The 26,912-nt window shown below is 58.3% G+C and carries 23 protein-coding genes, 1 tRNA gene, 1 pseudogene and 2 riboswitches; of the genes and pseudogenes, 5 read left to right on the forward strand and 20 right to left on the reverse strand.

Features of this window, described 5'->3' with window-relative positions:
• Nucleotides 1–591: 591 nt before the first annotated feature.
• The 7 genes from AC1RJ3_RS16025 to AC1RJ3_RS16055 form a co-directional block, all read right to left on the reverse strand.
• Nucleotides 592–1,890 (reverse strand): tyrosine-type recombinase/integrase, encoded by a 1,299-nt coding sequence (locus tag AC1RJ3_RS16025; protein WP_493079480.1) that lies wholly within the window; start codon nt 1,888–1,890, stop codon nt 592–594.
• A 115-nt stretch (nt 1,891–2,005) separates the two neighbouring features.
• The gene (locus AC1RJ3_RS16030) at nt 2,006–2,386 is read right to left on the reverse strand and encodes a hypothetical protein (protein ID WP_493079481.1); all 381 of its coding nucleotides are present in this window, start codon (nt 2,384–2,386) and stop codon (nt 2,006–2,008) included.
• A gap of 513 nt (nt 2,387–2,899) precedes the next feature.
• The gene (locus AC1RJ3_RS16035) at nt 2,900–3,289 is read right to left on the reverse strand and encodes a hypothetical protein (RefSeq protein ID WP_493079482.1); all 390 of its coding nucleotides are present in this window, start codon (nt 3,287–3,289) and stop codon (nt 2,900–2,902) included.
• On the reverse strand, nt 3,178–3,528 hold the full coding sequence (locus AC1RJ3_RS16040; protein WP_493079506.1) for a secretin GspD/PilQ domain-containing protein: 351 nt from the start codon (nt 3,526–3,528) through the stop codon (nt 3,178–3,180). Before AC1RJ3_RS16040 ends, AC1RJ3_RS16035 begins: the two co-directional genes overlap by 112 nt.
• A gap of 350 nt (nt 3,529–3,878) precedes the next feature.
• Nucleotides 3,879–4,982, reverse strand: coding sequence for a choline metabolism transcriptional regulator GbdR (gene gbdR, locus AC1RJ3_RS16045; protein WP_493079483.1), 1,104 nt, complete (start codon nt 4,980–4,982; stop codon nt 3,879–3,881).
• Nucleotides 4,983–5,399: 417 nt separating this feature from the next.
• Nucleotides 5,400–6,503, reverse strand: coding sequence for a choline metabolism transcriptional regulator GbdR (gene gbdR, locus AC1RJ3_RS16050; RefSeq protein ID WP_054597376.1), 1,104 nt, complete (start codon nt 6,501–6,503; stop codon nt 5,400–5,402).
• 210 nt (nt 6,504–6,713) lie between these two features.
• On the reverse strand, nt 6,714–6,992 hold the full coding sequence (locus AC1RJ3_RS16055; protein WP_493079507.1) for a hypothetical protein: 279 nt from the start codon (nt 6,990–6,992) through the stop codon (nt 6,714–6,716).
• Here AC1RJ3_RS16055 and AC1RJ3_RS16060 point away from each other — a divergent pair.
• A pseudogene (locus AC1RJ3_RS16060) lies at nt 6,934–7,298 on the forward strand (NAD(P)(+) transhydrogenase (Re/Si-specific) subunit beta); the annotation flags it as partial. The gene AC1RJ3_RS16055 and the pseudogene AC1RJ3_RS16060 overlap by 59 nt on opposite strands.
• Before the next feature lie 99 nt (nt 7,299–7,397).
• On the opposite strand, the gene AC1RJ3_RS16065 reads toward AC1RJ3_RS16060, so the two are convergent.
• On the reverse strand, nt 7,398–8,366 hold the full coding sequence (locus tag AC1RJ3_RS16065; protein ID WP_493079484.1) for a DNA-binding protein: 969 nt from the start codon (nt 8,364–8,366) through the stop codon (nt 7,398–7,400).
• Between the two features lie 182 nt (nt 8,367–8,548).
• On the opposite strand from AC1RJ3_RS16065, the gene AC1RJ3_RS16070 reads away from it, so the two are divergent.
• Nucleotides 8,549–9,529 (forward strand): site-specific integrase, encoded by a 981-nt coding sequence (locus AC1RJ3_RS16070; protein ID WP_493079485.1) that lies wholly within the window; start codon nt 8,549–8,551, stop codon nt 9,527–9,529.
• 47 nt (nt 9,530–9,576) lie between these two features.
• Here the strand turns inward: AC1RJ3_RS16070 and AC1RJ3_RS16075 are convergent, their stop codons facing one another.
• The gene (locus AC1RJ3_RS16075; RefSeq protein ID WP_493079486.1) at nt 9,577–9,921 is read right to left on the reverse strand and encodes a cupin domain-containing protein; all 345 of its coding nucleotides are present in this window, start codon (nt 9,919–9,921) and stop codon (nt 9,577–9,579) included.
• A gap of 160 nt (nt 9,922–10,081) precedes the next feature.
• Between AC1RJ3_RS16075 and AC1RJ3_RS16080 the strand changes: the two genes are divergently transcribed.
• Entirely contained in the window at nt 10,082–10,711 is a 630-nt protein-coding gene (locus AC1RJ3_RS16080) for a LysE family translocator (protein ID WP_347926710.1), read from the forward strand.
• A 60-nt stretch (nt 10,712–10,771) separates the two neighbouring features.
• Here the strand turns inward: AC1RJ3_RS16080 and AC1RJ3_RS16085 are convergent, their stop codons facing one another.
• On the reverse strand, nt 10,772–11,329 hold the full coding sequence (locus tag AC1RJ3_RS16085) for an ester cyclase (protein ID WP_347926708.1): 558 nt from the start codon (nt 11,327–11,329) through the stop codon (nt 10,772–10,774).
• A gap of 103 nt (nt 11,330–11,432) precedes the next feature.
• Between AC1RJ3_RS16085 and AC1RJ3_RS16090 the strand changes: the two genes are divergently transcribed.
• Nucleotides 11,433–12,356 carry a LysR family transcriptional regulator gene (locus AC1RJ3_RS16090; RefSeq protein WP_493079487.1) on the forward strand — a complete coding sequence of 308 codons (924 nt, stop codon included), beginning with the start codon at nt 11,433–11,435 and terminating at the stop codon, nt 12,354–12,356.
• 3 nt (nt 12,357–12,359) lie between these two features.
• Here the strand turns inward: AC1RJ3_RS16090 and AC1RJ3_RS16095 are convergent, their stop codons facing one another.
• Nucleotides 12,360–13,367, reverse strand: coding sequence for a sodium:calcium antiporter (locus AC1RJ3_RS16095; protein WP_347926705.1), 1,008 nt, complete (start codon nt 13,365–13,367; stop codon nt 12,360–12,362).
• 18 nt (nt 13,368–13,385) lie between these two features.
• Nucleotides 13,386–13,546, reverse strand: a riboswitch (yybP-ykoY riboswitch).
• 373 nt (nt 13,547–13,919) lie between these two features.
• Nucleotides 13,920–14,094, forward strand: a riboswitch (M-box (ykoK) riboswitch).
• Nucleotides 14,095–14,170: 76 nt separating this feature from the next.
• On the opposite strand from AC1RJ3_RS16095, the gene AC1RJ3_RS16100 reads away from it, so the two are divergent.
• Nucleotides 14,171–15,190, forward strand: coding sequence for a magnesium transporter (locus tag AC1RJ3_RS16100; RefSeq protein ID WP_102667210.1), 1,020 nt, complete (start codon nt 14,171–14,173; stop codon nt 15,188–15,190).
• A gap of 60 nt (nt 15,191–15,250) precedes the next feature.
• Here the strand turns inward: AC1RJ3_RS16100 and AC1RJ3_RS16105 are convergent.
• The 9 genes from AC1RJ3_RS16105 to AC1RJ3_RS16145 form a co-directional block, all read right to left on the reverse strand.
• Nucleotides 15,251–15,346, reverse strand: a tRNA-Sec gene (locus AC1RJ3_RS16105).
• Between the two features lie 6 nt (nt 15,347–15,352).
• The gene (gene selB / locus AC1RJ3_RS16110) at nt 15,353–17,272 is read right to left on the reverse strand and encodes a selenocysteine-specific translation elongation factor (RefSeq protein WP_493079488.1); all 1,920 of its coding nucleotides are present in this window, start codon (nt 17,270–17,272) and stop codon (nt 15,353–15,355) included.
• A complete protein-coding gene (selA, locus tag AC1RJ3_RS16115; RefSeq protein WP_493079489.1) occupies nt 17,269–18,699 on the reverse strand; it encodes an L-seryl-tRNA(Sec) selenium transferase in 1,431 nt (476 codons plus the stop codon). Before selA ends, selB begins: the two co-directional genes overlap by 4 nt.
• 86 nt (nt 18,700–18,785) lie before the next feature.
• On the reverse strand, nt 18,786–19,712 hold the full coding sequence (gene fdhE, locus AC1RJ3_RS16120) for a formate dehydrogenase accessory protein FdhE (protein ID WP_493079490.1): 927 nt from the start codon (nt 19,710–19,712) through the stop codon (nt 18,786–18,788).
• Between the two features lie 4 nt (nt 19,713–19,716).
• Nucleotides 19,717–20,370 carry a formate dehydrogenase subunit gamma gene (locus AC1RJ3_RS16125; RefSeq protein ID WP_054597365.1) on the reverse strand — a complete coding sequence of 218 codons (654 nt, stop codon included), beginning with the start codon at nt 20,368–20,370 and terminating at the stop codon, nt 19,717–19,719.
• Nucleotides 20,367–21,317: a formate dehydrogenase subunit beta gene (fdxH, locus tag AC1RJ3_RS16130; RefSeq protein WP_493079491.1), complete on the reverse strand. Its 951-nt coding sequence runs from the start codon at nt 21,315–21,317 to the stop codon at nt 20,367–20,369. Before fdxH ends, AC1RJ3_RS16125 begins: the two co-directional genes overlap by 4 nt.
• Nucleotides 21,317–24,382, reverse strand: a complete 3,066-nt coding sequence (gene fdnG / locus AC1RJ3_RS16135; protein ID WP_493079492.1) for a formate dehydrogenase-N subunit alpha — start codon at nt 24,380–24,382, stop codon at nt 21,317–21,319. The genes fdxH and fdnG overlap by 1 nt, the downstream gene beginning before the upstream one ends.
• A gap of 144 nt (nt 24,383–24,526) precedes the next feature.
• Nucleotides 24,527–24,874 (reverse strand): carboxymuconolactone decarboxylase family protein, encoded by a 348-nt coding sequence (locus AC1RJ3_RS16140; protein WP_493079493.1) that lies wholly within the window; start codon nt 24,872–24,874, stop codon nt 24,527–24,529.
• Nucleotides 24,875–24,915: 41 nt separating this feature from the next.
• Nucleotides 24,916–26,904, reverse strand: coding sequence for a thioredoxin domain-containing protein (locus AC1RJ3_RS16145; protein ID WP_493079494.1), 1,989 nt, complete (start codon nt 26,902–26,904; stop codon nt 24,916–24,918).
• Between the last annotated feature and the right edge of the window lie 8 nt (nt 26,905–26,912).

The following is a 26,912-nucleotide window of genomic DNA, read 5'->3' on the forward strand; positions in this document are numbered from 1 at the left end:
TCAGAGCCCAGAGCAGCAAGCAACGTGCGTCCTGAAGGATAAATGATGGCTGGTTGCCGGTGTATGCGACTGGCAACTGTCTCTGCACCACAGGAGTTCCGACAACACTATTTAGCGATTCGCAAGCATATGATGCTGGGCGTCTATACGGTCGAAAGCGAGGGGCCGATTCGCGGAGTCGCAAGGCAGCGCCCGCGGTCAATACCGCGCGAAGGTGCTACGCTAATACGGACTAAGCCGGCAGGCCCATCCTCGATGCAGATACAGGGAGTCCGTTGAGACCTGTTCGCATACGTCGAATGGAAAAGTGCGCAAGGCATAGTAGAGCGCCTAAAGCTCACCGACACCGCAACCGAAGGACTGCAGGGGCTACCGACCCATCAGCTGGAGAACACGCGCGCGCAGCACGACCAAGCCGTGGACCGGTCCCGGGCCAATGCCCAGGAAGCCGAAAATCTCCGCTCAGTGGTCGACAATCAGCAGGAACAAAATATTCCTGTCCTGTGTACGAGCTGGTGACGGACTTAACGACTGGTAAGATCACTGATTTGAGTGGTCATTGACGCATGTTGTTGCTGCTTTCCCTGGATCCTAGCCTCTGTCCTTGACCCCGAGTCCTTTGATTGATTTGGCACGTTTTTGATCGAGCGAGTTGTAGTACGTGTTCTGAGTTGTCGACATATTTTCGTGGCGTAGGTCGGCTTGGAGATCTTTAATATCGCGAAATGGCGCGTCAAATGTAGCCGCAGTATGACGCAGCCAGTGCAAGGATGCCGATCGAAGCTTATCCATTTCTAAGTCAGATTGACCTTCATCCTTCATGCGCTGAAGTGATTTATCGAACACCAACTGAATTAAGCCACGAATGTAACGATCTGACAGCCCAGCTCGACCTCTGACCGTTCTCACTAGTGGAGTACTCTCTTTGTGAGACGGCAGCGGCGGAAGGGAGAGGGTTGCTCGATATCGCTTCAAGTAGTCCTCAATGTACTCGTCCCGCACGCTAATTTTTGCAGCCTTGTTGCCTTTACCGACAACGTTGAACCACCAGTTTTCACCGTCGAACTCGAACGAACCCATCGTAGGCTTCCAATTGTCCCGACCGACGAGATCAGAAACTCGGAGGTAGAGAGAGAAGAGGGTGGCCACAATAAATAGCGTCCGCTCATGTCGAGGATCCTCCTGAGCCATGACTTCTGCGGTTTCAATTACATAATTCCACTGGAGCGGAGTGAGCGCTTTTCCAGAGTTCATCACAGTGTTGCGCTGTTTAAAGTTGGATTTTTGTTTGACGGCTCGAACTGGATTGGCTTCAGTGGTGAGACCTTCGTCGATGGTGTACTGGAAAAAACTGCCACAAACGGCGAACACCTGGCCCATCGAGCCAGCAGACATTTTGTACGGTATTTCATCTACATCTTTACTGTTCTCCGCGGCAACCTTGCGAATCTGTTTGTCAACCTTGACGTTAAAAGGGCGCCATTTGTCGTTGATGATGTAGGTGTCAGTTTCAGTAGCCTTACGACCTCCAACCCGGGTGAACCTCGATTTCACGATAGGACCGATCCACTCAGGACGAGGCTGTAAGCAAAACTCCAGGAAACTCTCACAATCGTGGCGTCTGAGCTCTAGAAGCGGCTTTTTGGCTATCAGGAGAGACCACAGCAGAAGACGCTCTACATGCGTGCGGTATGAATTGAACGTGGCTTCGTTGTTTGAGTAGGACTTTAGGAATCCGCGAACCGCGAGGTAGCCATCTTGAGCCTTTAACTCTGACGGAAAGGAGAACAGGTACTGAGTGACAACAGGTAGCTCATCAGACACACGACTAAAATTCAGGTCTCGAAAACGATTGTAGGTGTCAAACAAAGGAATCGGAGATGCAGGCATGTGATTACCAGGTTAAAGAAACGGCTTGATGCGATATTAAGCAACACCCTATCAATCTGCAATAACCGGGTCTGCGCGTTATCGGTTATTACAGAGGTGTCGACCCACCTCTCAACTATCCGTGGGTAATACCTGACACCTCATCTATGGCAGCGAGCAACACCTTATCGGCGCCGGAACAAAGCATCTCCTGGGGCCGATGGCCTCCGAGGTACCCGTTGCTAGACGCAAACCAGAATGCGATTCCCCAGCCATCTTTTTTTGTTCCCAATACCTCGAGTATCACCTTCAAGCTAAGTACTGGCTTGTGTGCAGCGTTGTTCTGGAAGGCATACTTTGGAAACAGTGAGCAACCGGCATGCTGAATTGAAAAGATCAGTCCTTCAGCTTTCCATTTATCCACATCCGTAGGGAGTAGACCTAGCTGCTGAGCAGTTTGATCCAGAGAAAGAAAATCGCCGCTATCGAGGATGGCTTCCTGCGCGACCTTGAGCATTTGCTGCTCCCGAATAGCGGTATCTCGATGCGCTGACATAGTAGAACCCACTGAAAAAAATACGATCGCGTATAAGCCATATTGTGGTCAACGCTTGTTTTACTCGTGTACAAAAAAGGTGACGTCTTGAACGGCCCTGACTGTGTTTTCGGAAGTAAACAGTTGATAGCGAGACGCTTGAGAAGGAACTCCTGATACGGAGGCGTTTTGGAAGTAAAACCCTGAAGCGGCGGAAGTAGGAGAAATGTCTGTGAAGTAAACGCTTGGTAAGGCTCAGAAGACGCTTATCAACCGATTCCTTCCAGTTTTATCCAAAGATTTCCTTCGGCGGACTACAGGTTCGTGAAAAAACCGACACAGAATCGCGGAAATGGACAAGGAGGAAAGTTCCGCTCAGACACATGATTTAACATAATATACATTATGCGCCTTACGTGGGAGGCTCGGGTGGTCACATTTGAAGCCTGGCACTGTCTCTCACCGGCGTTTTCGCGGATGCGAAAATCAAAGCCCTCACAACCGGATGCTGACTGGTTGACGCGTCATTTCCTCCAGCACCTGGTCCAGATGCGGCGCGAGCTTCAACACATCGAGGTCAACGGCTTGAACCGAATCGGCTTCATATGGATATCGAGTGCCAACAAACAGCTTCGAACACGCCGTGATCCATTTTTCCAGTGGAAAACCTGGAGCCAATCGCTCTGACGTTTCCCTCAGCTGGTTGGCCAGATCCGTGGGAATGGCATTGTACAGATCGATCAGACCATGCCTGTTTCCAGGCAAGCCGGCGATTAAACGCAGATGCCCCTCAGGATCATATTCAGTCCTTGGAAAACGAGGGTCAGCCTCAAAAGCACAAGCTCTGTACTGCTTGATACCGTCGAGTTGCTGGTAAATAACCATTTTAAGCCTGGAATCTTGCCCATAAACGGAACACTTTTAATGACTGTGGTATCGACGTCAGAATAAATCCCCCCAAACAATGGTCTGGCCGAACGGAGAAAAAACCGGGAAGTCAACGAGGTTGTGTTGATTGGCGGCACGTCGTTCGTGGTGTAGGGATAATCAGGCTCATTCTTTGAAAGAGTGATATCGAGCAGCACACCTTTACCGTTAACGATCGGCGTCACGTCGAGCGACAGTGCAGTCTCCTCAAAAGATGTAGACGTTGATCCTTCACCGGCTGATTGCTGATAAGGAACTTAGGATCCTTTAACTATCTTGGCTTGATGACGGTCGGAAGTATAAACACGAGGGCTGGAAATTACCTTGCCCCTGCCCTCCTGTACCATAGCTGACAGCCTGGCATCGAGAAATTACCGTTGGTTGTACTTTCTTGTAATTGCGGTAGCCGTGGCGGGAAAAAATGCGCGCGAGTTCGCGCTAACACCAGTCGGTGAGTCAATTCTGTTTTATGTAAGGCAACTGAAGCGGCATGCAAGGGAAGCTCTGGGGTACTAATCGATACCCCAGAGTTTTGCGTGATATAAATCTATACCCGGACGCTGGCAAAGGTTGATTCGTTGCGGGCCTGGCTGAGCGTCGACATTGCTCTAGACAATGGGGACAGTACCAAGGCTTGTGGCAACGGAATCAACGCCACTTGTTGCGCGGTGTTGGAGCCGACGCGCTCGTCGCGTGGCGGAATGCCATAGTATTCGCGATAGCACTTGGAGAAGTGTGGCGTGGATATGAACCCACAGATAGACGCCACTTCAATGATCGACATTGGTGTTTGCTTGAGCAGTTGCCGCGCACGCACCAAACGCAGTTTCAGGTAATAACGCGACGGCGAGCAGTGCAGGTATTTCTGGAACAGCCGCTCCAGCTGACGACGTGATACCGCGACGTACACCGCCAATTCATCGAGGTCGATCGGCTCTTCAAGGTTGGCTTCCATCAGCGCGACGATTTCCTGCAACTTCGGCTGATTGGTGCCCAGCATGTGCTTGAGCGGCACGCGCTGGTGATCCTGTTCATTGCGGATGCGCTCGTAGACGAACATTTCCGAAATTGCTGCCGACAATTCGCGGCCGTGGTCGCGGCTGATCAGGTGCAGCATCATGTCCAGTGGCGCGGTGCCTCCGGAACTGGTGAACCGGTTACGGTCCAGGGTGAACAGACGCGTGCTCATGATCACCCGCGGGAAAGCTTCCTGCATCGACGCCAGACATTCCCAGTGCACGCTGCAATCGAAACCGTCCAGCAGACCGGCGCAGGCCAGGGCCCAACTGCCGGTGCAGACGGCGCCAAGGCGGCGCGACTGACGGGCCTGGCTTTGCAGCCACGACACGTGCTCACGGGTCACGCTGCGTTGAATGCCGATGCCGCCACAGACAATCACCGTGTCCAGGGGCGGGGCTTTGTGCATGGACGCATCCGGCGTGATTTGCAGGCCGTCACTGGCCCAGACCTGACCGCCGTCGGCGGTGAGGGTCGTCCAGCGATACAGCTCACGCCCCGATAGTTGGTTGGCCATGCGTAGCGGCTCGACCGCCGAGGCCAGGGAAATCAGCGTGAAATTGTCCAGCAGTAGAAAACCGATGGATTGTGGGGGGCGGTCCTGGGGTTGGGCCCCGGAGTTTTGCGACATCATTGAGGTATCTCCTCACACAGGACAGATTACGGCCCCAGACGCAGGCTCTTTTTATTACCTGTCCAGCAAATGGCGGGCTACTGGCAACGACGTGAGCAAGCGTCATGCCAAAGTCAAATTGAGCTCCAATGACTTTTAGAAATTAACCCCCACCATTTTTTGATTATAGAAGGTCGCAAGAGCAAATAGTTACAAGCGGAAAGGCTGAGTTAGCACCATTGTTCATGAACAGTGAGCAATTCCGTACTATTAGGCACTACCATCCCTCGCCGGATTGCAGTGCAGGCGCCTTCAAGCACCCGGTAACGCGGGTCAGCAACTTATGCGCCGCGCTTTCCAGGTGAGGCCCGACAAACTCATGCACCAAAACTTCCTTGAAGCGTACTGACTTGCGCGAGGCCAGTGCATGCCTGACATCTATATCCGGACGCTGGCAAAGGTTGATTCATTACGGGCCTGGCTGAGCGCCGACAGCGGTCGGGACAACTGCGACAGCACCATCGCTTGCGGGATCGGCATCATCGTCACTTGTTGCGTGGTGTTGGAACTTACACGCTCGTCGCGTGGTGGAATGCCGTAGTACTCGCGGTAGCACTTGGAGAAGTGTGGCGTGGACACGAAGCCACACACCGAGGCCACTTCGATGATCGACATTGGCGTTTGCTTGAGCAACTGTCGGGCGCGGATCAGCCGCAGCTTGAGGTAGTAGCGCGACGGCGAGCAGTGCAGGTATTTCTGGAACAGCCGCTCCAGCTGACGCCGCGACACGGAGACGTACACCGCCAGTTCGCCGAGGTCGATCGGCTCTTCTAGGTTGGCGTCCATCAGCGCCACTATTTCCTGCAACTTCGGCTGATTGGTGCCAAGCATATGCTTGAGCGGCACGCGCTGGTGATCCTGCTCGTTGCGGATGCGCTCATAGACAAACATTTCCGAGATCGCCGCCGACAGCTCACGGCCGTGATCGCGGCTGATCAAATGCAGCATCATGTCCAGTGGCGCGGTACCGCCGGAACTGGTGAAGCGATTTCGGTCCAGGGTGAACAGACGCGTGCTCATCACCACCCGCGGGAAAGCTTCCTGCATGGCCGCCAGGCACTCCCAGTGCACGCTGCAATCGAAGCCGTCGAGCAAACCGGCACCGGCGAGGGCCCAACTGCCGGTGCACACCGCACCCAGGCGTTTGGACTGACGCGCCTGACTCTGTAGCCATGACACGTGTGCGCGGGTCACCGTCTGCTGAATGCCTATACCACCACAGACGATCACCGTGTCCAGCGTCGGGGCTTTGTGCATGGCGGCGTCAGGGGTGATCTGCAAGCCGTCACTGGCCCAGACCTGACCTCCGTCGGCGGTGAGGGTTGTCCAGCGATACAGCTCGCGACCGGACAATTGGTTAGCCATACGCAAGGGTTCGACGGCGGAAGCCAGAGAAATCAGTGTGAAATTGTCCAACAGTAAAAAGCCGATGGACTGAGGCGCATGGTTATGGGGTTTAGTTCCGGAGTTGAACGTCGTCATCGCGGTATCTCCTAACACAAAGCAGGTGAATGGCCTCAGGCGGAGGCTCTTTTTATTGCCCATTCAACCAAAGCTGGGTGGGCTTTTTGTAATTACCTGCAAGAGTCACACCCAAGTTAACTGGACCTTTCCACACATTCAAAAAACGACACCGCGATGTCTCTATTTGGAGGGTCGCAAGGGCTTGGGTTAAAAGTGGAAAAACCTGAGTCAGTGCCTCTGTTTATAAGCGGTGGGCATTACGGTAGCAGTTGTAGGAAAAGGACTTCTGGAAACGACAACGTGTTTGTCACCGACACGCAGCGGTCGGTTTTCGAACAACGCATCCGCCCATTTCTGATCCAACACAAACCGAGCAAAAAACGCTTGCTGATCCCCAAATGCACTGACGAGCAAAAATGCTTTGAATGCGACCATCGCCCCTACAGCCCGCCCGGTGAAATCCGGTTCGGCAGACGACGCCACCTTCCTGCTGACCAACGCCGACACCGTGATCATCGTTCCAGGGTATTCGAGATGGAAGACATCAACTCCGAGTTCGGCCAGGCCGATGTGGTACTGGTGCTCGGAGCCAACGACGTGGTCAACCCGGCAGCGAAGAACGACCCGAAATCGCCGATTGCCGGCATGCCGACTCTTGAAGCCTTCAAAGCCAAGACCATCATCGTCAACAAGCGCTCGATGGCCAGCGGCTATGCCGGCCTGGACAACGAACTGTTCTACCTGGACAAAACCATGATGGTCTTCGGTGATGCCAAGAAGGTCATCGAAGACATGGTTAAAGCCGTCGAGTAAGCTCCCCACACACATTCTGCGAGGGCTACGCTTTCGCAGAATGTCGTGCGACCTATCCAGAATCGGTCGATAGCGGCCATAGGGAAAGCTTGATGCACCTTAACCATCGACTTTTTTTGCGATAGTTGCTCGGGCAGCATCCAGCTCTTCTGCCAGTTCGTTCACCTCTAGTGATCTCTTCTCCAGAGCATCAGCGAGCTCATTAATGTTGTGCTGCAAAGTGCTGACCTGATCCAGCAACACCTGTTTGCCACCCTCGCCTTGCGCGACCAGGGTTTTGAGCGAGTTTATTTCGCCCGTCTGGCGCTCCTTGACCAATTCCTGATCCAGATACGCCTTCTGCTGCTGGCGAGCTTCCGTCAGTAAACGCTCGTTATCCCGATTCAACTGAGTCAGCTCATCCTGTTTGATGATCAGCGTTTGCTGCAGATGACGCAGCTCCATCTGGACCTGTTGCAACTGCCCTTCATGGCGGCGTTGTTCCTGCTCGCGCTGCTCCTTGATCGCTCCACGGTAGTGCTCTAGCGCATCACGTGCGTGCAGGTGTTTCTCCTCCAGCGAACGAATCTGTTCGTCTTTCTCTTTCAGTCGCACTTCAATATCCAGATTGGACTGGCTCAGCCGGGCATTGCGGGTTTGTTCGGCCTGTAATGTCGTACGGCAGGTCTGCAGTTCAGCTGACTCCGTATCCAGGGCGCTGCGCTGGATATCGAGCTGCTGCTGGAGCTGTCGCAGTGCATCTTGACTGGCCTGAAGCTGTTCGAGTAACTCGCTTTTCTCGACCCGCGAAGCCGCCAGTGCCTGTTCAATCTGCTCCTCGCCCTCCTCTGCCAGGCGCTGCGCGACCCGCGCCACTAGCTCGTTCAATTCGTCGCTCAGCCCCTGCTGAGGCGCTTTTCGGCGCTGATCAACCTCATCCAGCTCCTTCAGATAGCGATGAATTGTGGTTTTCGAGCCGGTATTTCCGAGCTCAACCCGCACGGCATCAATGCTCGGATTCTCTCCGCGAGCCAGCAGCGCCTCGCGTGCTTTCTGCACGATTGCCTTGTTTACGCCGCCACGGGCCATTTTGTACTCCTACGATTACGTACTGTTTTACATACCATGTATTTACGTTCTATTTTCGTGTGAAGTAAAGGCCAATAAAACCATAGTCATCTGATAAAGTAATTGAGCGTTATCGCATCAGATAGGCAAAAATCGTCTTTTCCAAGGTCGGAAAAGGTACGTTCGCGGGGGGATGGGTCGAGATGAACAAGGTTGATCGCTACCTGCAGGCCGGCACCCGGGAAAACACCCGGCGCAGCTACCGCGCCGCAGTGGAGCACTTCGAAGTGACCTGGGGCGGGTTCCTGCCCGCGACCGGGGACAGCATCGTGCGCTACCTGGCGGAATACGCCGACCAGCACACCGTCAGCACGCTCAAGCAGCGTCTGGCCGCCCTCGCCCAATGGCACATCACCCAGGGCTTTCCCGATCCGACCAAGACACCGGCCGTGCGGCAGATGATCAAGGGCATTCGGGCCTTGCACCCGGCCCGGGAAAAACAGGCGGCTCCCCTGCTCCTGCAGCACCTGGAACACGCTGTTCAGTGGCTGGAACGAGAGGCGGAACAGGCCGCCGCGCGGCACGACCTGACGGGGATGTTGCGCAGTCGGCGGGATATTGCGTTGATGCTGATCGGGTTCTGGCGGGGTTTTCGCGGCGATGAATTATCGCGAATACAGGTGGAGCACACCCAGGCGCAAACAGGGGTGGGCATCACCTTCTATCTGCCGCACAGCAAAGGCGATCGTCAGCACTTGGGAACGACCTTCCGCACGCCCGCCTTGAAGAAGCTCTGCCCCGTCCAGGCTTATGTGAACTGGATTACCGTCGCTGGCATTGCACGAGGGCCGGTCTTCAGAAAGCTCGATCGCTGGGGGCATCTGGCGGAGGATGGCCTGAATGCCAACAGCCTGATCCCTTTGCTGCGTCGAATGTTTAGCCGAGCAGGCGTGCCCGGCGAGCTGTACACCAGCCACTCATTGCGCCGAGGGTTTGCGACCTGGGCTACCGCTAATGGCTGGGATGTCAAAGCGCTGATGACGTACGTCGGCTGGAAGGACATGAAATCGGCCATGCGCTATATCGACACGGCCGATTCATTTGGGGAATTGGCCATGGAGCATTCGCCCTCTCCTTCGCCAATGCCTCGAAAACATTCCAGCGCTCTTGCCGGAAAGCTCTAGGAAGTGGCATTAATTCAGGTTGCCTGATAACCGCTCAACAGCTGAGCTCACTCCTGCCTGACAATATCGACCGAGATCTCCACCGCCGCAATCATTCCTCTGTTCTCAAGCCAGTGTGTGGTGTTCCTGTCCTCGGGCCAGCCCACTCCGGGTCCATAGTCCGTGGCGACTCCATTTCGATGGTCAGTGATCGTGCCTTGCAGAATGTAGACGATGCCAGGTCGGTCTTTATGGTTGTGAACCGGCCCGAAGACGCCTCCAGGCTCGATGGTCACCATACGCATTCTAAGCTGACGCCCTGCCATGCCCTCGATCTCAGGACCCAGGTCAACGGTGGCAAGTAACTTCACCGCCACACCTTTCGTCACGGGTGCTACCTGTTCGCGACTCATCGTGTTCTCCTCTCTGTGCAGACAGGGACTAACTGGAAGTAGGCCCCCAAAAGGTTAACCGGGTATCCTATCGTAACGCTTCGGGCCATAACTTTGCTGATGCCGTTAGCTGTATTCGCCTTACCCCAACCCAACAGCACGAACACTGGATTCTTACACGATGGATGCATCTACTCTTTTCCTCTACATCATTACGGTAAGCGTGGTCATGATGACGCCGGGACCCTCAATGCTCCTGGCGCTGAGTAATGGTGCCTCTAAAGGTATGCGGGTGGCGTCCTTTGGCATGGCAGGCGCGGCATTGTCGGATCTTATATTGATTGGTGCGGTGGGCTGCGGTCTGGGCGCCTTGCTTCAAGCCTCTGAGCAGTTGTTCATCCTGGTGAAATGGGTAGGTGCCGCCTATCTGCTCTATCTGGCATGGGTACTCTGGCACGCGCCGACACGGGCGCTCTCCGAGGCGTACACGCCGAGCGCGGCAACCGGGAGGTCGGCCTTCCTGCGAGCACTCCTGGTTGGCTTGTCCAATCCCAAGGGTTTGTTGTTCTTTGCGGCCTTTCTACCGCAGTTCATCCGCCCCTCTGAACCCGTCGCCCAGCAGTACGTGCTCCTTGCCATAACCAGTGCCTTGGTCGACTGCGTGATGATGAGCATGTACGCGTTTGGTGGACGGCTTGCCATGCGCCGGTTTTCCTCGCAAGTCATGCAGTGGATCAACCGCAGCTGTGCCGGAATGCTGGCTCTACTCGCGCTGGGCCTGACCTTGTACCGGCGCAACCCGTCGCATTGATGTTCAAGTGAGCGCGTGTCCGACTGCTTCATGGCCACGCGCAACGATCTCCTGATCCCCTTACTTCACCATGCCGAGCTGTTGCAGCAGGGTCAGGTTATCTTCGAGGTGCCAGTTCTCGGCGATACGACCCTCGACGACGCGGTAGATGTCCGTCGCGATGAAGTCGATCGTCTGCCCTGTGCCCTGAACGCCCTTGAACTGGCCGGTAAAGTGACCGGTGAAACGCAAATGCGCGATGACCCGGTCGCCGACCACCATCATCTGTTCCACTTCGCACTGGATATCAGGAATCGCCGCGTGCATGGTTTTCGATGCCGCGATCGGTCCGGTAATGCCTTGGGGGCGACCTGGCGGCAGTGTCGAATCCTTGAAGTCGGGTGCCAGGGCGGCGCGAGCGAGCGCTTCGTCGCCGGTGGTCCAGAACGTGCCGTAACGGCGTGCGGCCAGGATCTGCGCGTCGGCCTGCGCCTTCGCAAGGCTATGGTCGACGATCACCGTGCGGGGCTGGACGAGCGGATCGGTCGCGGCGAAGACGGGGCTTACCGCGATGGCGACCAGGGAAGAGAGCAACCAGCAACGTGCGTGGGTCAGGCGTGCAACGGGGAAAAGTGACATCAGGAGTCTCCAATCGTTGATTGATGTCGCCATTCTGAGCAGTTCCAGCTAATTTGATAATTGACGTACTATTTGAATCACTTTCAAAAAATATCGAAATATCATGGACTACCTGGGCGACATCCGGCTGTTTGTCGAAGCAGCCAATCTGGGCGGTTTGTCGGCCGCTGGTCGCAAACTCGGACTATCCCCCGCTGCCGCCAGTGCGCGCCTGGTCAAGCTCGAGTCGGTGTTGCATACGCGTCTGTTCGAGCGCACGACACGCCACCTGCGCTTGACGGATGAGGGGCTGGCGTATTTGGCCTATTGTCAGCAGGCACTCCAGGCACTCGACGATGGCCATGCCTTTCTACAGGCTGGGAAAAGCGTCGTGGGAGGCAAGGTGCGAATTTCCGCAACCTCGGATTTCGGTCGCAATGTGCTGAAGGATTGGCTTGACCAGTTCAACACCCAATACCCCGAGGTGAAGTTCGCGTTGGTGCTGTCGGATTCGCTGTCGCATTTGTTGCAAGACGATATTGATCTCGCCATCCGATTCGGTGTGCCGCCGGACAGTTCCTTCGTTGCCCGGCCCCTGGCACCCAACCGGCGCGTGTTGTGCGCGTCGCCCGACTATCTGGCAAAGCACGGCGCCCTCGAACACCCACGGGATCTGGAGCGTTTCGACTGTATTGTCCTCAACTCTGTCACCGGGCCAGCGAACGACTGGCGCTTCACCCGCAATGGCAAAGTTGAAAACTATACGGTCCCGCTCGCAAACGCTCGCGAGACGAATGACGGCGCGGTCGCCCGAGAATGGGCGGTCCACGGTTACGGCATTGCGATGAAATCGCTGTGGGATATTGGCCCGGACCTGCGAGCAGGTCGCTTGAAGATCCTGTTGCCGGAGTGGCGAACTGCGGAGGCACCGGTACATGCCGTGTATCAACGCAACCGGTACATGGCGCCTCGCGTACGTGCCCTTCTGGATTTTCTGGTCGAGCGCTTTGCAGAAGAATCCAGCCACCTGGAAGACTACTTGAGCTGACAGCTAAGCCAGATCAAGAACCTTCAAAAGGACTGCAAAGAGGATGTACAGCAACACCATCGATGCCAATAGCCAGCGCGAGATGATGCCCTTTCGGAAAGCGAAGAACATGATGCCCACACCTATCAGGGTGATGATTGCCGCCAGAACCAGCGACGTGTCCAGCGCCCAAGGCGTAAAGAACAGCCCGAATGCAGTGGGCACTGTGGCTTGAATCATCATGGCGCCGCTGATGTTGGCCAAGGCCAGTCGGTGTTTACCCTGGCGTACCCAAATGATCGCATTCAGCGTTTCAGGCAGTTCGGTAGCAATTGGGCTGAGCAACAGCGCCAGCAATTGAGGATGAATACCCAGCATGGGGCCCAAGGCATCGAGTTGTCCGACAAAGAAGTGAGAGGCCGCAAAGATAACCGCTAATGCAATAAGCGTTTGAATCACCGCCGCCGAGGTCGACGGAGTCGCTTTGCCTGGCGCAAGTTTCAGGGGCTCGAGTTCATACTCTTCTTCATCCTGCTCACCGCGCATTTCCTTCCAGAAATACGCCGCATAGGCCGCCAGGAAAAGAATACCCAACCAAGGTTTGTAGGCAAACACGACAAGACCGAGCGCAATCTTCGCAACAAAAATGACGAGGAACCATCCTTGATCACGGCTGAGTCGTTTGAAGTCCTGACGGATGGCCTCGGTATTCGCCAGGCGCTGACGACACAGCAAGAGTGTTACACCGACTACCGCATAGGCGATCGTCGCCAGGACCAGAGGGCCGCCAAGTGCAGCACCGACGCCGAGGGATTTCTGCTCTGGCGTGTCACCAAACACAACGGCAATAAACGTGATGACGCTTTCCGGTAATGCCGTACCAAAGGCCGCCAGAATGGACCCCGTGGCTTGTTGCCCGACCGCAAGTTTGCGACCGACCCACTCGATGCCATTAACGAAGTATTCACAAGCCAGATAGATGACAACCGCGGAGCCCAACAGCAACGCAAACGTCATGGGCATTGAATGCATGAGGAAACCTGAGGGGCCGGACACAAGAGCCAATGGTTCAGACACCCGCGTCCGACCCACAGACAGGTATCTTCACCAATGGTCTTGCCAAGTCATATGACCGGTCACGCCATGGCTTGCGAGCCAAGTATGTTGACGTGACCCCTTCCGGAAACGAAGGCGGCTACTCCCCAAGGGAGCGGCGATCCTAAAGATCAGGTACTAATGCGTCAACGGCTTAGTTGCGAGTCTTCAAACTCTGAACCTCATTATTTTGCTGCAAACTCATATATAGCTAGAGCGTGCGGCACTTTAAACGTTTGGTGCAAGTGTTTGTAACATGCTATGTCTTGAAAGGCCTTCAACATCACTTTCTGAATGAACGCTGAACACTATCCATCGAGTGGGTTACAGCAAAAGCAATCCCTCTTATTCTTGTTTCGGAAGTAATCCTTCAGGGGGTATCAAATACCCTTTAATGGCAATTGTTATTCAGGAGGTCATTAAACAGCAGCAAACTCATACCGGCGCTGCCCGACTCCAGATCGGCATCGCCCTGGTTTATTTAATGTTGCAGTATCTCGTTCGGCGAGGCTCCTGTACAAACACAGGTCACTGATCTGACGACGTCGAGAGACGCCCAAGGTTAAGACAGGCTCTATCGGATTAAGGTTTAGCCCAAGTGACTTCCGGCCAACATGGCCCGGATACGTTGTACAGTGCCAAAACCTAGACGTGGAGATCGCTTTCTGCACTCTCTTCTCTGGTTTACGCCCCTGTGTGAGATCTGTTTGTGGTCAAAACAGCTATGGGGACTACCTCAAATGTCAATGGCAAGCGCTACCCCTTCCACCTTCAAGGACATCCGCCTGAAAGACACAGTAGTGTCTTACATGAGCCCTCTGCTCATTACCGTGACCGGCAACATGACGGTTATCCAGGCCAGGGAACATCTGCTCAAGCAACTGCCGGACGATGATATTCCGGCCCACATCTTTGTCACCGACCCGCGCAGCGCTTTGCATGGTCAGCTGTCGGTGAAAACACTGCTCACCGAGAAAAACACCGATCTTTGCGTTCGCGATCTGATGCTGCCCATCCGCTTTTCGGTTTCGCCGAATCAGCTCCGGCACGATGTTGCGCCCGAGCTGATCGAGAAAGGCGTGGACATCGTTCCCGTGGTCAGCGAAGGCCGGTTATTGGGCGTGCTGTATGAAAAAGAAATCGCCGCGCTGATTCAGGACGAAGGCACCGACGACGCTCAACGCCAGGGTGCCAGCCTGCCGCTGGAAACGCCCTACCTCAGCACCAGCCCGTGGAGTTTGTGGAAAAAGCGCTTGCCGTGGCTACTGTTGCTGTTTCTCGCCGAAGCCTACACCAGCACCATCTTGCAGGTATTTGAAGAGCAGCTCGAAGCCGCGATCGCCCTGGCCTTCTTCATTCCCTTGCTGATCGGCACTGGCGGTAACAGTGGCACCCAGATCACCTCCACGCTGGTACGGGCCATGGCCCTGGGCGAAGTCAGCCTGCGCAATGTCGGCACGGTGCTGCGCAAGGAAGTGACCACTTCCTTCATGATCGCGCTGGCCATCGGTGTCGTGGCCTGGATTCGGGCGTGGATGCTGGGAGTGGGATCGGAAATCGCCATGGTGGTCTGCCTGACGCTGGTCGCCATCACCATCTGGAGCGCCGTCGTCTCATCGATCATCCCGATGCTGTTAAGAAAACTGCGCATTGATCCGGCAGTGGTCTCTGCCCCCTTCATCGCGACCTTTATCGACGGTACCGGCCTGGTCATCTATTTCAACATCGCCAAACTGGTGATGACCGACTTGCCGGCTTAAGCCACTCACCAGACAGCCCCGAATCGCCAGATGCCGGGGCCGTCTTGTTTTTGAAAAAAATGGCGGAAGGCAGCAGGAGTCGAACCTGCCCGGGAACGGCTGCCGTCCCCAACCGGGTTTGAAGCCCGGCCGCGCCACCGGACGCGATTGCCTTCCTTGAAATCAGCCCTCGGGTCGCTGTGCCAGGGCATTGTCCGCACGGATAAGACGCTGGTCGCCAAGTCTGCGAGTCAAGCCGATCCGGTCGAAGAACTCGAGTATCTGGATGCTGCGCTTGCGGCCGATCCCTACCCTGTCGCGAAACGCCGCCACCTGAATCAACGAATGGTTGTCGACCAGTTGCAACAGCATAGCTGCCAGTTGGTGCACCGACGCGTCGAGGTAAAACAAGTCACGGACGACCTGGTGAACCAGCCCTAATCTCGCCATTTTGCGCAGCAGCAAGCGCACTGCAGCTTCGTCACGGCCAATGGCGCTGGCCAGGTTGCGCACCCAGGGTGGATCGAAGCCGGCTTGCTCGAACAATGGCTGCAACTGCTGCCACATGGCCTCGTCTTCTTCACTCAGTCGCACCTGGTGTTCGGGTAAGTGCAGCCAGGGTCCACTGACGGCAATGGCGCCGCTGGACAGCAGTTCGTCGAGCAGGCTGATGAACGTCGGTCGATCCAGCGACATGGCCGAAAACCGCCGCAAGCGATCCCGGTCCGGGCCCAGTTCGTCCGGTTCTAGTTGATGAAAGTGTGCCAGGTGCTCCAGCAACGAAACTTTCAGCGCCTCCCAGCGTTCAGTGTTGAACAATAGCGGACCTTGGCGGGTAGCAATGACACGGACATCTGCCGGCAAATGCCAGGTGCTGCGCAGGCGATTGAACTGCCGCTCCAGGCGCAGTGGGTCAAGCCCTGCGTCACTATTGGCAAGCAGCACTGGCAGTATTTGCTCCAGGCTTTCGCCAGTGGCCAGCGCTTGCAACTGCATCAGCCTGGCCGGAACGCGACGTTGGCGGGCTGGTGCAAACGGATCGAGCACCCGTCCTCCGCCGAGGGTGCGCCGTGCACTCTGGTCGCGCAGGACCAAACGGTCGCCATGCACGGCCTGCAACGGCGCGTTCAGCAACAGTTGCGCGAACATCCGCACGCCCGGCTCCAGGCGTGTGCCCTCCAGCAAGGCGACCCGGGCGGTGACATCCTGAGTGCCCAGATGCACGTGCACCGGGCTGAAATGTTCGAAGGCGCGTGGTTCGCTGGTCAGCAACTGCATCTCGATGTCCAGGCGCTGCGTGGGTGCGAACAGCCACTCGGCCAGCAGCCAGTCACCGCGATGGATCTGTTCCAGGGCCAGGCGTTCGGCACTCAGGTTCAACGCCACCCGCTGCCCGGCCCACGCCTCGACGACCACATGATTCTGCGCATGCAAACTCCGCACTCGCACAGGCTTGCCTGTCTGGCCCAGCAGGAGTGTGTCGCCCACCCTCACCTGCCCGGCCAGCGCTGTGCCGGTGACCACAATACCGGCGCCGGCGACGCTGAAAGCGCGGTCGATTGCCAGACGGAATCCTCCGCTGGCGCTACGCTGCCGGACCTCATGCTGGGCGGTCAACAATGCCTGGCGCAGGGCTTCAACGCCCTCCCCGGTCAGGCTCGACACGGCGAACTGCGGCGCGCCGCAATACGGCCCCGGCGCCAGCAACGCGGCGACCTGGGCGTGTACCGACTGCACCTGTGCCGGCTCGACCCGGTCGATTTTACTGATCACCACTAGCGCCTTTGGAATCCCCAGCAGTTCGACAATCGCCAAGTGCTCGCGAGTCTGGGGCATGACCCCGTCATCGGCGGCCACTACCAGCAACACCAGATCAATGCCCTGAGCGCCGGCGAGCATGTTGTGGATGAAGCGCTCATGCCCCGGCACGTCGATAAAACCGGTCATGTCCGCCCCAGGTTCCAGCGGCGCATAAAGGAAGCCCAGGTCGATGGTGATACCGCGTTCGCGTTCTTCCCGGTGGCGATCGCCGGCCTGTCCCGTCAAGGCCTTGAGCATTGCCGTTTTGCCGTGGTCAATGTGTCCAGCGGTGCCGACGATCACCTTGCCTCCCCCACTCCTTGCAGCAGCTCGAGTTGAGCGAGCCAGGCTGCTTCGTCGTCCAGTTGGCGCAGATCCAGCCACAGCGCATCGTCGTCGATGCGACCGAGCACCGGAATGGGCAAGGCTCGAAAAGCCGCTTCCAGGCCATGCAGTTGCCGACCACGCAAGCGTTTCGACACCTGCGGACGCAGACACAAGGCAGCGCTTGGCAAGCGCGCAATCGGTTGGCTACCACTACCGATCATGCCCAGCGCCGGCAGCGCGCTAACCGTCCAACCGGCGCCCAGTACGCGCGCCAGCAGCGGACACAGGCGTTCGGCCTGAGCGAGGATGTCCGCTTGCGGTCGGGTGAGCAGGCGCAGGCTGGGCAAGCGCTCGGCCAAACGGTCGGGATCGCGGTACAGACCCAGCACGGCTTCGAGGGCGGCCAGGGTCAGTTTGTCTACGCGCAAGGCCCGCTTGAGCGGGTTCTTCTTGATTCGGGCGATCAGCTCCTTGCGACCGACGATCAATCCCGCCTGAGGACCACCGAGCAACTTGTCACCGCTGAAGGTGACGATATCGGCCCCGTCGACCAGCGCCTGGCGCACTGTCGGTTCGGCGGGCAGGCCCCAGCGGGTCAGGTCCAGCAGACTGCCGCTACCCAGATCTTCCAGCAATGGCAGCCCGTGCCGGTGGGCCAGTTGCGCCAGTTCGGCGGTCGGTACCTGGGCCGTAAAGCCTTGAATGCTGTAATTGCTCGCGTGTACGCGCATCAACAAGCCGCTGCGTGGGCCGATGGCGGCTTCGTAGTCGCGGGGATGGGTGCGGTTGGTGGTGCCGACTTCATGCAGTCTGACCCCGGCCCGCGCCATGATGTCGGGAATGCGGAATGCCCCGCCGATTTCGATCAGTTCGCCACGGGAGATGATCCCCTCTTTGCGCGCTCCCAGGCTGTTGAGCGCGAGCAACACGGCGGCTGCGTTGTTGTTGACCACCGTCACCGCCTCGGCACCGGTCAGCTCGCGTATCAGGCCTTCGATCAGATCATCACGATCACCGCGCTTGCCACTTGCCAGGTCGAATTCCAGATTCAGCGGATAACGGGCAGCCTGTTGCACCGCCTCGATCGCTTCCTCCGGCAACAGTGCCCGACCGAGGTTGGTATGCAGTACCGTGCCGGTAAGGTTGAACACTCGCCGGACCCGACTGCGGTACTGGTTTGCCAGGCGTTCGCCGGCCCTCCCCGCCAATACCTGAGCCGTGAGCTCAAGGGCATCAAGCTGACCCCGTTGCACCGGTTCACGCACATCGTCGAGCAACTGTCGCAAAGTCGCGAGCAAGGCATCGCGGCCATAACGTTCAGCCAGCGGCTGGCAGGCGGCGTTGCGCAACAGGCTATCGATGGAAGGTAAACGCGCGGGGACGCTGGCAAGTTTTGCGGGCATCAAGGGGGCTCCCTGAAACGGTTGGCCGTCGCGGGAGTGGAATGAAACAGGCTCCGGTCCCGGAAACCTGAGTGTAGCCGCTGTGATCAATCTCCCCCTGGCGCCAGCATCAGGTTCGGTGCCAGACGCTGGTAGCCGTCCAGGTCCAGGCGCATGTCCAGCATCAAGCTGGCGAGGTCCGCCGAGAGCGCTTCGGCGTCAGCGTCGTTTTCCAGGTAGAGCAGTTTCAGGTAACTGTTGCAGCCGGGGCAGATTTCAGCCCGCAGTGGCGCCTGGCTGGCCGTATGTCGATCATCCTCGAAACTGACGTATTTGAGCCCCTTGCTCTGCTCGCAATAGACACATTTGACCCGCACCACATGCCATTCGCAGGCACACAGCGAACACACCAGGTAACGCAACCCGTTGTATTTTCCCCGCTGGTGAATCACCCCGGCCATGGCCGGCGAACCACAGGCCGGGCATTGGCCAAGGCTGGCGCACGGCTTCAGTTCACTAACCGGCATGCCGAGCAGCCAGTGGCTCCATGCCGCCTGCAAGGCCGCACCGAGAAACGGCACCAGCGCCGCCGGCAGCCCTGCATACTGGCCGCTGAGCAAGGCAATTGCCCAGACCTTACGCTGCCCGACGCTGGCGGTGTGCAAGGTTGCCACGGCACTTTTCACTGCTGAACGCGGCGGTGCCTGGTAACGTCGCAGCAGGGTTTCCAGGTACGGCAACCAGCCGTCCTCGCGCACCAGACTGTCGGCGGCCAGCGGTGGCAAGCCATGTTCCTGGTATAACAACAGGCGCTCAGGATTCGGGGCCGGGGCCAGCGGTGGCTCGTCCAACAGGCTTTGCTGGACGTAACACAGGTCGGCGACCAGCCGCAGGAAATCGGCCAGCGGATGCCCATTGGCCAATCGCTCCAGGCGCATCGCACGCAAGGTGTACAGGTTGGGCGGCGGCAGGCGCAGGAACGGCGGTGTGCTCGCCGCCGCCTCGATTTGTCCGGGCTTGAGTATCGTGCTCAAGGCATCATCCTTTCTTGCTTATCTGGCTGTCAGGGTTCTCGTCGTGCGTCACCTCGCGGTACCAGAGCGCATGATGTTTCTTCGCCCAGGCACGGCTGACCCCGCCATGCAGCATTGCGCTGACCGAGCCCTTGATCCAGAGGCCGGCGTAGATGTGCACGATAATGCTCAGCACCAGCACGAAAGCCGCCAGCGCATGCAACAGCATCGCCAGGCGAATCGAGGTGATGCCGAAGTATTGGCTGAAATAGGCTCGCCAGATCACCACACCGCTCAGCAGCAATATCAGCATGCAGGCCAGCAAGGTCCAGAACAGCAACTTCTGCCCGGGGTTGTACTTGCCGATTGGCGGTACGCCCTCCTCTTCGTTGCGCATCACCCGGTTGACCCGTTTGAGCCACAGGCGGTCGTTGGCAATAAAGACATTGGCCCGCCAGAAGCTGATCACCAGCCCCAGGAAAAACACGAACATCAGCACGCCCATGAAGGGGTGCAGGATGCGCGTCCACGGCCCGCCGCCAAACAACTCGCTGAGCCAGAACAGCGACGGGTGGAACAGTGCCAGACCCGACAGGGCCGCCATGAAAAACAGAATCGCTACCAGCCAGTGATTGGTGCGTTCGTTGGCGTTGTAGCGCAGGATGGTTTTGTCTTTCATGGTCGCCTGTCCTCCTGCGATCCTGGCGTGTTCGGGTCATAGACATGCACCGTCGGGTCGACTTCATGCACGCTGGAATCCTTGCCGGGCGGGTGTTCGTCTTCCTCGACGCGCTGCGGGCCGATGCGCACGTAATGGAAGAAACCCGCCAGCACTGCAGCGCCCATGGCCAACAACGCCAGTGGTTTGCTCACGCTTTTCCACAGCCCGACCAATGGGCTGATGACCGGCTGGTTCGGCAAGCCGGCGTACAGCGATGGCTGGTCGGCGTGGTGCAGGACGTACATCACATGCGTGCCGCCGACGCCGGCGGGATCGTACAGGCCGGCGTTGTCGAAGCCCCGTGACTTGAGGTCGACGATGCGCTCGGCGGCGTGTTCTTTCATGTCCTCCTTGCTGCCGAACACGATGGCCCCGGTCGGGCAGGTCTTGACGCAAGCGGGTTCCAGCCCGACCGCCACCCGGTCCGAACACAGCGTGCACTTGTAGGCCTTGTGGTCTTTGCGCGAAATGCGCGGAATGTTGAAGGGGCATCCGGTGATGCAATAACCGCAGCCGATGCAATGGTCCTGGTCGAAATCGACAATGCCGTTGGCGTGCTTGATGATCGCCCCGGGACTTGGGCAGGCCGCGAGGCAGCCAGGTTCAGCGCAGTGCATGCAGCCGTCCTTGCGAATCAGCCATTCGAGGTTGCCGGCGTCGGTTTCGTGCTCGGTGAAGCGCATCAGGGTCCAGGTCTCGGCGCTGAGGTCCTGCGGGTTGTCGTAGGTTCCATGGTTGTGGCCGACCTCGTCGCGCAATTCGTTCCATTCCGAACAGGCGACCTGGCAGGCCTTGCAACCGATGCACTTGGTGGTATCGATGAGTTTGGCGACTTCCTCCTGTTGACGTACCGAAGGCGGCAAGGTGGTGGTGGCCGAACGGGCAATGATGTCTTGGTTGGCCATCAGATTTTCTCCACATTGACCAGGAACGACTTGGATTCCGGGGTCTGTGTATTGCCGTCACCGAGGAACGGCACCAGGGTGTTTGTCAGGTAGCCATGCCGGGTTGCCCCGGTGAACCCCCAGTGCAACGGAATGCCGATATGGTGCACGGTCTGGTTGTTGACCTGCAGCGGACGAATCCGCTTGGTCACCACCGCCACCGCCTCGATATGCCCGCGCTTGGAGCTGACCCTTACCCGGTCGCCTGGGGCAATCCCCTTCTCCTTGGCCAGGGCTTCACCAATCTCGACGAACTGCTCGGGCTGGGTGATGGCATTGATCGGGCAATGCTTGGTCCAGAAGTGGAAGTGCTCGGTGAGCCGGTAGCTCGTGGCGGCATAGGGGAAATCCTTCGCCGTCCCGAGCGACTCCCAGACCGAATCGAAGATGCGCCCAGCCGGGTTGCTGGTCGCCTTCTTGTTGGTGGGGTGCAGCGGGTTGATGCCGATAGGCGTTTCGAACGGTTCGTAATGTTCCGGGAAAGGCCCTTCGTTCATCTTGTCGAGGGCGAAGAAACGCGCCACCCCTTCGGGGTTCATGATGAACGGGTTCATGCCTGCTTCCGGCGGTACGTCGGCCTTGTAGTCGGGCACGTCGGTGCCGCCCCAGGACTTGCCGTTCCACCACACAAGGCGCTTTTTCGGATCCCAGGGTTGGCCTTTCGGGTCGGCCGAGGCGCGGTTGTAGAGAATGCGCCGGTTCATCGGCCAGGCCCAGGCCCATCCCAGATTCTGCTTCATCCCGAAAGGGTCGCTGTTGTCGCGGCGAGCCATCTGGTTGCCCTGCTCGGTCCAGCTGCCGCAGAAGATCCAGCAGCCCGACGCCGTGCTGCCGTCGTCCTTCAGTTGGCCAAAACCGGATAGCTGCTGCCCGGCCTTGAGCGTCGCGCCCGTGGCGTCGGTGACATCGGCAACCGCGTAGCCGTTGAACTCCTTGGCAATCTCTTCCGGTGTCGGATCGTCAGGCACCTTGTAGGGCCAACTGAGCTTGAGAATCGGCTCGGCGAAGGCGCCGCCATTGGCCTGGTAGCGCTGACGCAAACGGATGAACAGCTCGCTCATGATCTTGATGTCGGTGCGAGCTTGTCCCGGGCCATTGGCGCCCTTCCAATGCCATTGCAGCCAACGGCCACTGTTGACCAGCGAGCCGTCTTCTTCAGCGAAACAGGTGGTGGGCAGGCGGATGACTTCGGTCTGGATGCCGGCCGTTTCGACATCGTTGTAAGGCCCGACATTGCGCCAGAACTCCGAGGTCTCGGTGGCGAGCGGGTCCATCACCACCAGCCACTTGAGTTTGGCCAGCGCGGCCATCACCCGGTTTTTGTCGGGCAAGGCGGCGATAGGATTGAAGCCCTGGCAGACGTAGCCGTTGACCTGCCCGCTGGACATCATGTCGAACACTTTGAGGATGTCGTAACCGGGGATATCGAGCTTCGGCAGCCAGTCGTAGCCCCAGTGGTTGTCGGCGGTAGCATTGGCGCCGTACCAGGCCTTCATCAGGCTGACGTGGAACTTGCCGTAGTTTTGCCAATAAGACAGCTGTCCGGGCCGAAGTGGCTTGAGTGCACGCTTGGCAATGTAGGCGTCGTAATCCTGTTCGGCATCGCCCGGCAAGGTCAGGTAACCGGGCAGCAAATTCGACAGCAACCCAAGGTCGGTCAGGCCCTGGATGTTGGAGTGCCCGCGCAGGGCATTGACGCCCCCGCCCGGCATGCCGACGTTGCCCAACAGCAACTGCACCATGGCTGCGCTGCGAATCATCTGCGAGCCCGTCGAATGCTGGGTCCAGCCCAGTGCGTAGAGAATCGTCATGGTCTTGCCCGGTTGCGAGCAAGTGGCGATCTCTTCCCAGATCTTTTGCAGGGCATCTTGCGGCATGCCGCAGATCTGGCTGGTCAGTTCCAGGGTGTAGCGGCTGTAATGCTGCTTCATCAGCTGGTAGACGCAACGCGGGTGCATCAGGGATGGATCGACTTTGGCAAAACCGTCCTCGCCGATTTCATAGCCCCAGCTGGACTTGTCGCTGTAGGTGCGCTTGGTTGCGTCGTAGCCGGTAAACAGCCCGTCCTCGAAACCAAAGCTGTCCTTGACGATGAACGCCACGTCCGTATAGGCGTGCACGTACTCGTGCTGGATCTTGTTTTCAGTAAGCAAATAGTTGATCAGACCGCCCATGAAGGCGATGTCGGTGCCGGTACGGATCGGTGCGTAATAATCGGCCACCGAGGCGGTACGGGTGAAACGCGGGTCAACCACGATCAATCGCGCCTGGTTGTGCGCTTTGGCTTCGGTCACCCATTTAAAGCCACAGGGGTGGGCTTCGGCGGCGTTACCGCCCATGACCAGGACCAGATTCGCGTTGGCGATATCGGTCCAGTGGTTGGTCATCGCACCTCGGCCATACGTTGGGGCAAGACTTGCCACCGTCGGGCCATGTCAGACACGTGCCTGGTTATCGAACCCCAGCATGCCCAGACTGCGAACGACCTTATGGGTCATGTAACCGGCTTCGTTGGAGGACGCCGAGGCAGCGAGAAAACCCGTCGTCAGCCAACGGTTGACCGTTTGGCCCTTGGCATTCTTCTCGATGAAGTTGGCGTCACGGTCGGCCTTCATCAGGTCGGCGATGCGATCCAGTGCTTCATCCCACGACACCCGCGTCCACTCCTTGCTGCCCGGCTTGCGTACTTGCGGATATTGCAGCCGGCTGGGGCTATGGACAAAGTCCAGCAGGCCTGCGCCTTTAGGGCACAGCGTGCCGCGATTGACCGGGTGGTCGGCATCCCCTTCGATGTGGATGATGCTCTGATTGACGTTCTTGGCCGCATCGCCCTGGCTGTACATGATCAAGCCGCAACCGACCGAACAGTAGGGGCAGGTATTGCGGGTTTCATGGGTATGGGCCAGCTTGAAGTGGCGGACTTGCTCGGCGAAGGCTGGCGCGGGTGCCATACCCAGCGCGGCCAGGCTGGAGCCTCCAAGGCCGATAGCGGCGACCTTGAAGAACTGACGACGGTTGAGGTCCATCGTGCGCTCCTGATCAGGTGGAGTTACCCGGAACGTGCCCGGGAAATCTTGGACGAACACGGTGACTGAACGACGGCCGCCGACACTTGAAACTATAGTCAAGATTGCACGGGATGTAATGAAACCCGGTCGGCGGCGGTGTACTCAGAGCTCCGGCGCGTCATTGCCTCTTTTCCCGATCACATCATCCACCCAGCTCATCGCCGCAATGACTGTCGGGAAGCCGATCGTGCTGGTCAAGGCGATCAGTGCGTGATGGACCTCCTCAGTCGTCGCCCCGGCTGCAAGTGCCCGTCGGGTATGACTGTGCACTGCGCCTTCCGAGCGGATTGCCGCCGCGGCACCGAGCTGAATCAGTTGGACGGTTTTCTCTTCCAGCGGCCCAGCATGATGCACCGCTGTACCCAGGGCCTCCAAGGCACTGAAGTAATCAGGATATAGATGCTTGAGACGTTGGTACGTGTACGGGTTGTGGCTGTTCTTGTTGTCCATCGTGGTCTCCTCGTGTGACGGTTCGATTCAGTTCTGGTCCTTCACTTCAGACAGCGCTCTACAAGCTCTTCGGCGCTGGTGACCGGTGGCTCGCAGGTGCGGTTTCGGCAGACATAGGCGCTGGCTTGTCCCGCAAGCGCATGTCGGCCCGCGCCGATGGGCACATCCTCGGCAAAGGCCAGGACGCGTGCCGGCAGGTAGCGGCGCTGCAGCTTCGCGACCAAGGTGCTGGCGGCGGAACGCTCGCCGGCAACGACGATGCTGATCGGGCCACGTTGCATCCAGTCCTGCGCCGCCAGCAGATGGGCGAAACCGAAGGGATTCTGCGCGGCTGCGGCGCGGTACATCGCCAAGACCTGCTCGGCACGCTCGCGGTAAAGCTCGCGGCCGGTCAGTTCAAAAAGTCTCAGGAAAGCCAACACGCAGGCCGAAGCTCCTGACGGCCAGGCACTGTCGTGCGGTGCCCGAGGCCTGTGCACCAGCGGCTCGCCATCGCTGGGCGTGAAGTAAAGTCCGTCCTCCCAGAACTTGTCGAGGACCACCTCAACCAGTTGCGTGGCGCGTTCGACATAGCGTTTCTCGAAGTGGCACTCGTAGAGATCGATCAAGGCGTTGGCGAGGAAAGCGTAGTCTTCGAGGAAGCCTGGAACCTTCGCCGTGCCCTCCCGCCAGGCCCGGTACAGGCCACCTTCGGGCGTCGAGAGTCGGTCCAGAATGAAATCGGCGGCGCGCCTCGCGGCGTCCAGATACGTTGTGGTTCCGGTCGCTTGGTATGCCGCGCAGAGCCCCTGGACCATTAACGCGTTCCAGCTGGTGAGGATGTTCTCGTCGCGCCCCGGACGAATACGCTGGGCACGCGCCAGCAATAACCTGCCACGCAGGCCCTTGAGCTCTAGTTCCTGCACCGCGTCCAGTGCGACTGCGCGGTGCAGCACCGTGCTGCCATGCTCGAAGTTGCCGTTGGCGGTGACGCCGTAAGCCCGGCAGGCCAGCGCAGCATCCGGCTCGCCGAGCGCGGCCTGCACTTGAGCGAGTGTCCACACGTAGAACTTGCCCTCTTCACCCTCGCTGTCAGCGTCTTCACTGGCGTAGAAACCACCTTCAGGATGGGTCATGTCACGCAGGATGTATTCGATGGTTTCCTCGAACACGCGCCGCCAGGCAGGCTTGCCGGTCTCGCGATAGGCGTCGGCATAGAGCTTCACGAGCTGGCCGTTGTCGTAGAGCATCTTTTCGAAATGAGGAATGGCCCAGCGTTCATCCACACAATAGCGAGCAAAACCGCCGCCGAGGTGATCATAGAGCCCGCTGGCGGCCATGCGATCAAGGGTCAACTCTACCGAATGCAGCAAATCCGGCTCGTGCAGACGCTGATAAAGACGCAGGACCAGATCATGGCAGGCCGGGTTGGGAAATTTCGGAGCGTTGCCCAGGCCGCCGTTCACCGGGTCGGTGTTTCGGGCAAACAACCGGGCAGCGGCAGCCGGCTGGTCAGGCTCCAGCGGTGTATCGCCCTCCAGCATTGATGCGTCCAGCTTGCGGTACCCCTGAAGGAACTGCTTGACGTTCTGTTGCAGCGCCGCGCGGTTGTTCTGCCAGGCATCGCTCAGACCGAGCAGCAGCTGAGTGAAGCCCGGCCGACCATAACCGTCGTCTGGCGGAAAGTAGGTGCCGCCGAAGAACGGCTCGCGCTCGGCAGTCAGGAACACCGTTAACGGCCAGCCACCACCCTGCCCCATCATCTGCACGACTTGTTGATAGATGTCGTCGAGATCAGGCCGTTCCTGGCGGTCGACTTTGATATTGATGAAGCGCTCGTTCATCAGGCGCGCGGTCTCGGGGTTCTCGAACGACTCGTGGGCCATCACGTGACACCAGTGGCAGGCGGCATAACCCAGCGACAGGTGGATGGGCTTGTCCTCGTCGCGCGCGCGGCGGAACGCTTCCTCGCCCCACGGATACCAATCGACGGGGTTCTCTGCGTGCTGACGCAGATAGGGCGAAGTCTCTTTGGCGAGTCGATTGCTCATGGCTGGCT

The sequence above is a fragment of the Pseudomonas sp. GW822-FHT04C11 genome (genome assembly GCF_058800905.1).

Coding starts and splice junctions, on each gene's coding strand:
- AC1RJ3_RS16025 (WP_493079480.1), bottom strand. CDS start 1,890: ATGCCTGCATCTCCGATTCCTTTGTTTGACACCTACAATCGTTTTCGA.
- AC1RJ3_RS16030 (WP_493079481.1), bottom strand. CDS start 2,386: ATGCTCAAGGTCGCGCAGGAAGCCATCCTCGATAGCGGCGATTTTCTT.
- AC1RJ3_RS16035 (WP_493079482.1), bottom strand. CDS start 3,289: ATGGTTATTTACCAGCAACTCGACGGTATCAAGCAGTACAGAGCTTGT.
- gbdR (WP_493079483.1), bottom strand. CDS start 4,982: ATGATGTCGCAAAACTCCGGGGCCCAACCCCAGGACCGCCCCCCACAA.
- gbdR (WP_054597376.1), bottom strand. CDS start 6,503: ATGACGACGTTCAACTCCGGAACTAAACCCCATAACCATGCGCCTCAG.
- AC1RJ3_RS16065 (WP_493079484.1), bottom strand. CDS start 8,366: ATGGCCCGTGGCGGCGTAAACAAGGCAATCGTGCAGAAAGCACGCGAG.
- AC1RJ3_RS16070 (WP_493079485.1), top strand. CDS start 8,549: ATGAACAAGGTTGATCGCTACCTGCAGGCCGGCACCCGGGAAAACACC.
- AC1RJ3_RS16075 (WP_493079486.1), bottom strand. CDS start 9,921: ATGAGTCGCGAACAGGTAGCACCCGTGACGAAAGGTGTGGCGGTGAAG.
- AC1RJ3_RS16080 (WP_347926710.1), top strand. CDS start 10,082: ATGGATGCATCTACTCTTTTCCTCTACATCATTACGGTAAGCGTGGTC.
- AC1RJ3_RS16085 (WP_347926708.1), bottom strand. CDS start 11,329: ATGTCACTTTTCCCCGTTGCACGCCTGACCCACGCACGTTGCTGGTTG.
- AC1RJ3_RS16090 (WP_493079487.1), top strand. CDS start 11,433: ATGGACTACCTGGGCGACATCCGGCTGTTTGTCGAAGCAGCCAATCTG.
- AC1RJ3_RS16095 (WP_347926705.1), bottom strand. CDS start 13,367: ATGCATTCAATGCCCATGACGTTTGCGTTGCTGTTGGGCTCCGCGGTT.
- AC1RJ3_RS16100 (WP_102667210.1), top strand. CDS start 14,171: ATGTCAATGGCAAGCGCTACCCCTTCCACCTTCAAGGACATCCGCCTG.
- selA (WP_493079489.1), bottom strand. CDS start 18,699: ATGCCCGCAAAACTTGCCAGCGTCCCCGCGCGTTTACCTTCCATCGAT.
- AC1RJ3_RS16125 (WP_054597365.1), bottom strand. CDS start 20,370: ATGAAAGACAAAACCATCCTGCGCTACAACGCCAACGAACGCACCAAT.
- fdxH (WP_493079491.1), bottom strand. CDS start 21,317: ATGGCCAACCAAGACATCATTGCCCGTTCGGCCACCACCACCTTGCCG.
- AC1RJ3_RS16140 (WP_493079493.1), bottom strand. CDS start 24,874: ATGGACAACAAGAACAGCCACAACCCGTACACGTACCAACGTCTCAAG.
- AC1RJ3_RS16145 (WP_493079494.1), bottom strand. CDS start 26,904: ATGAGCAATCGACTCGCCAAAGAGACTTCGCCCTATCTGCGTCAGCAC.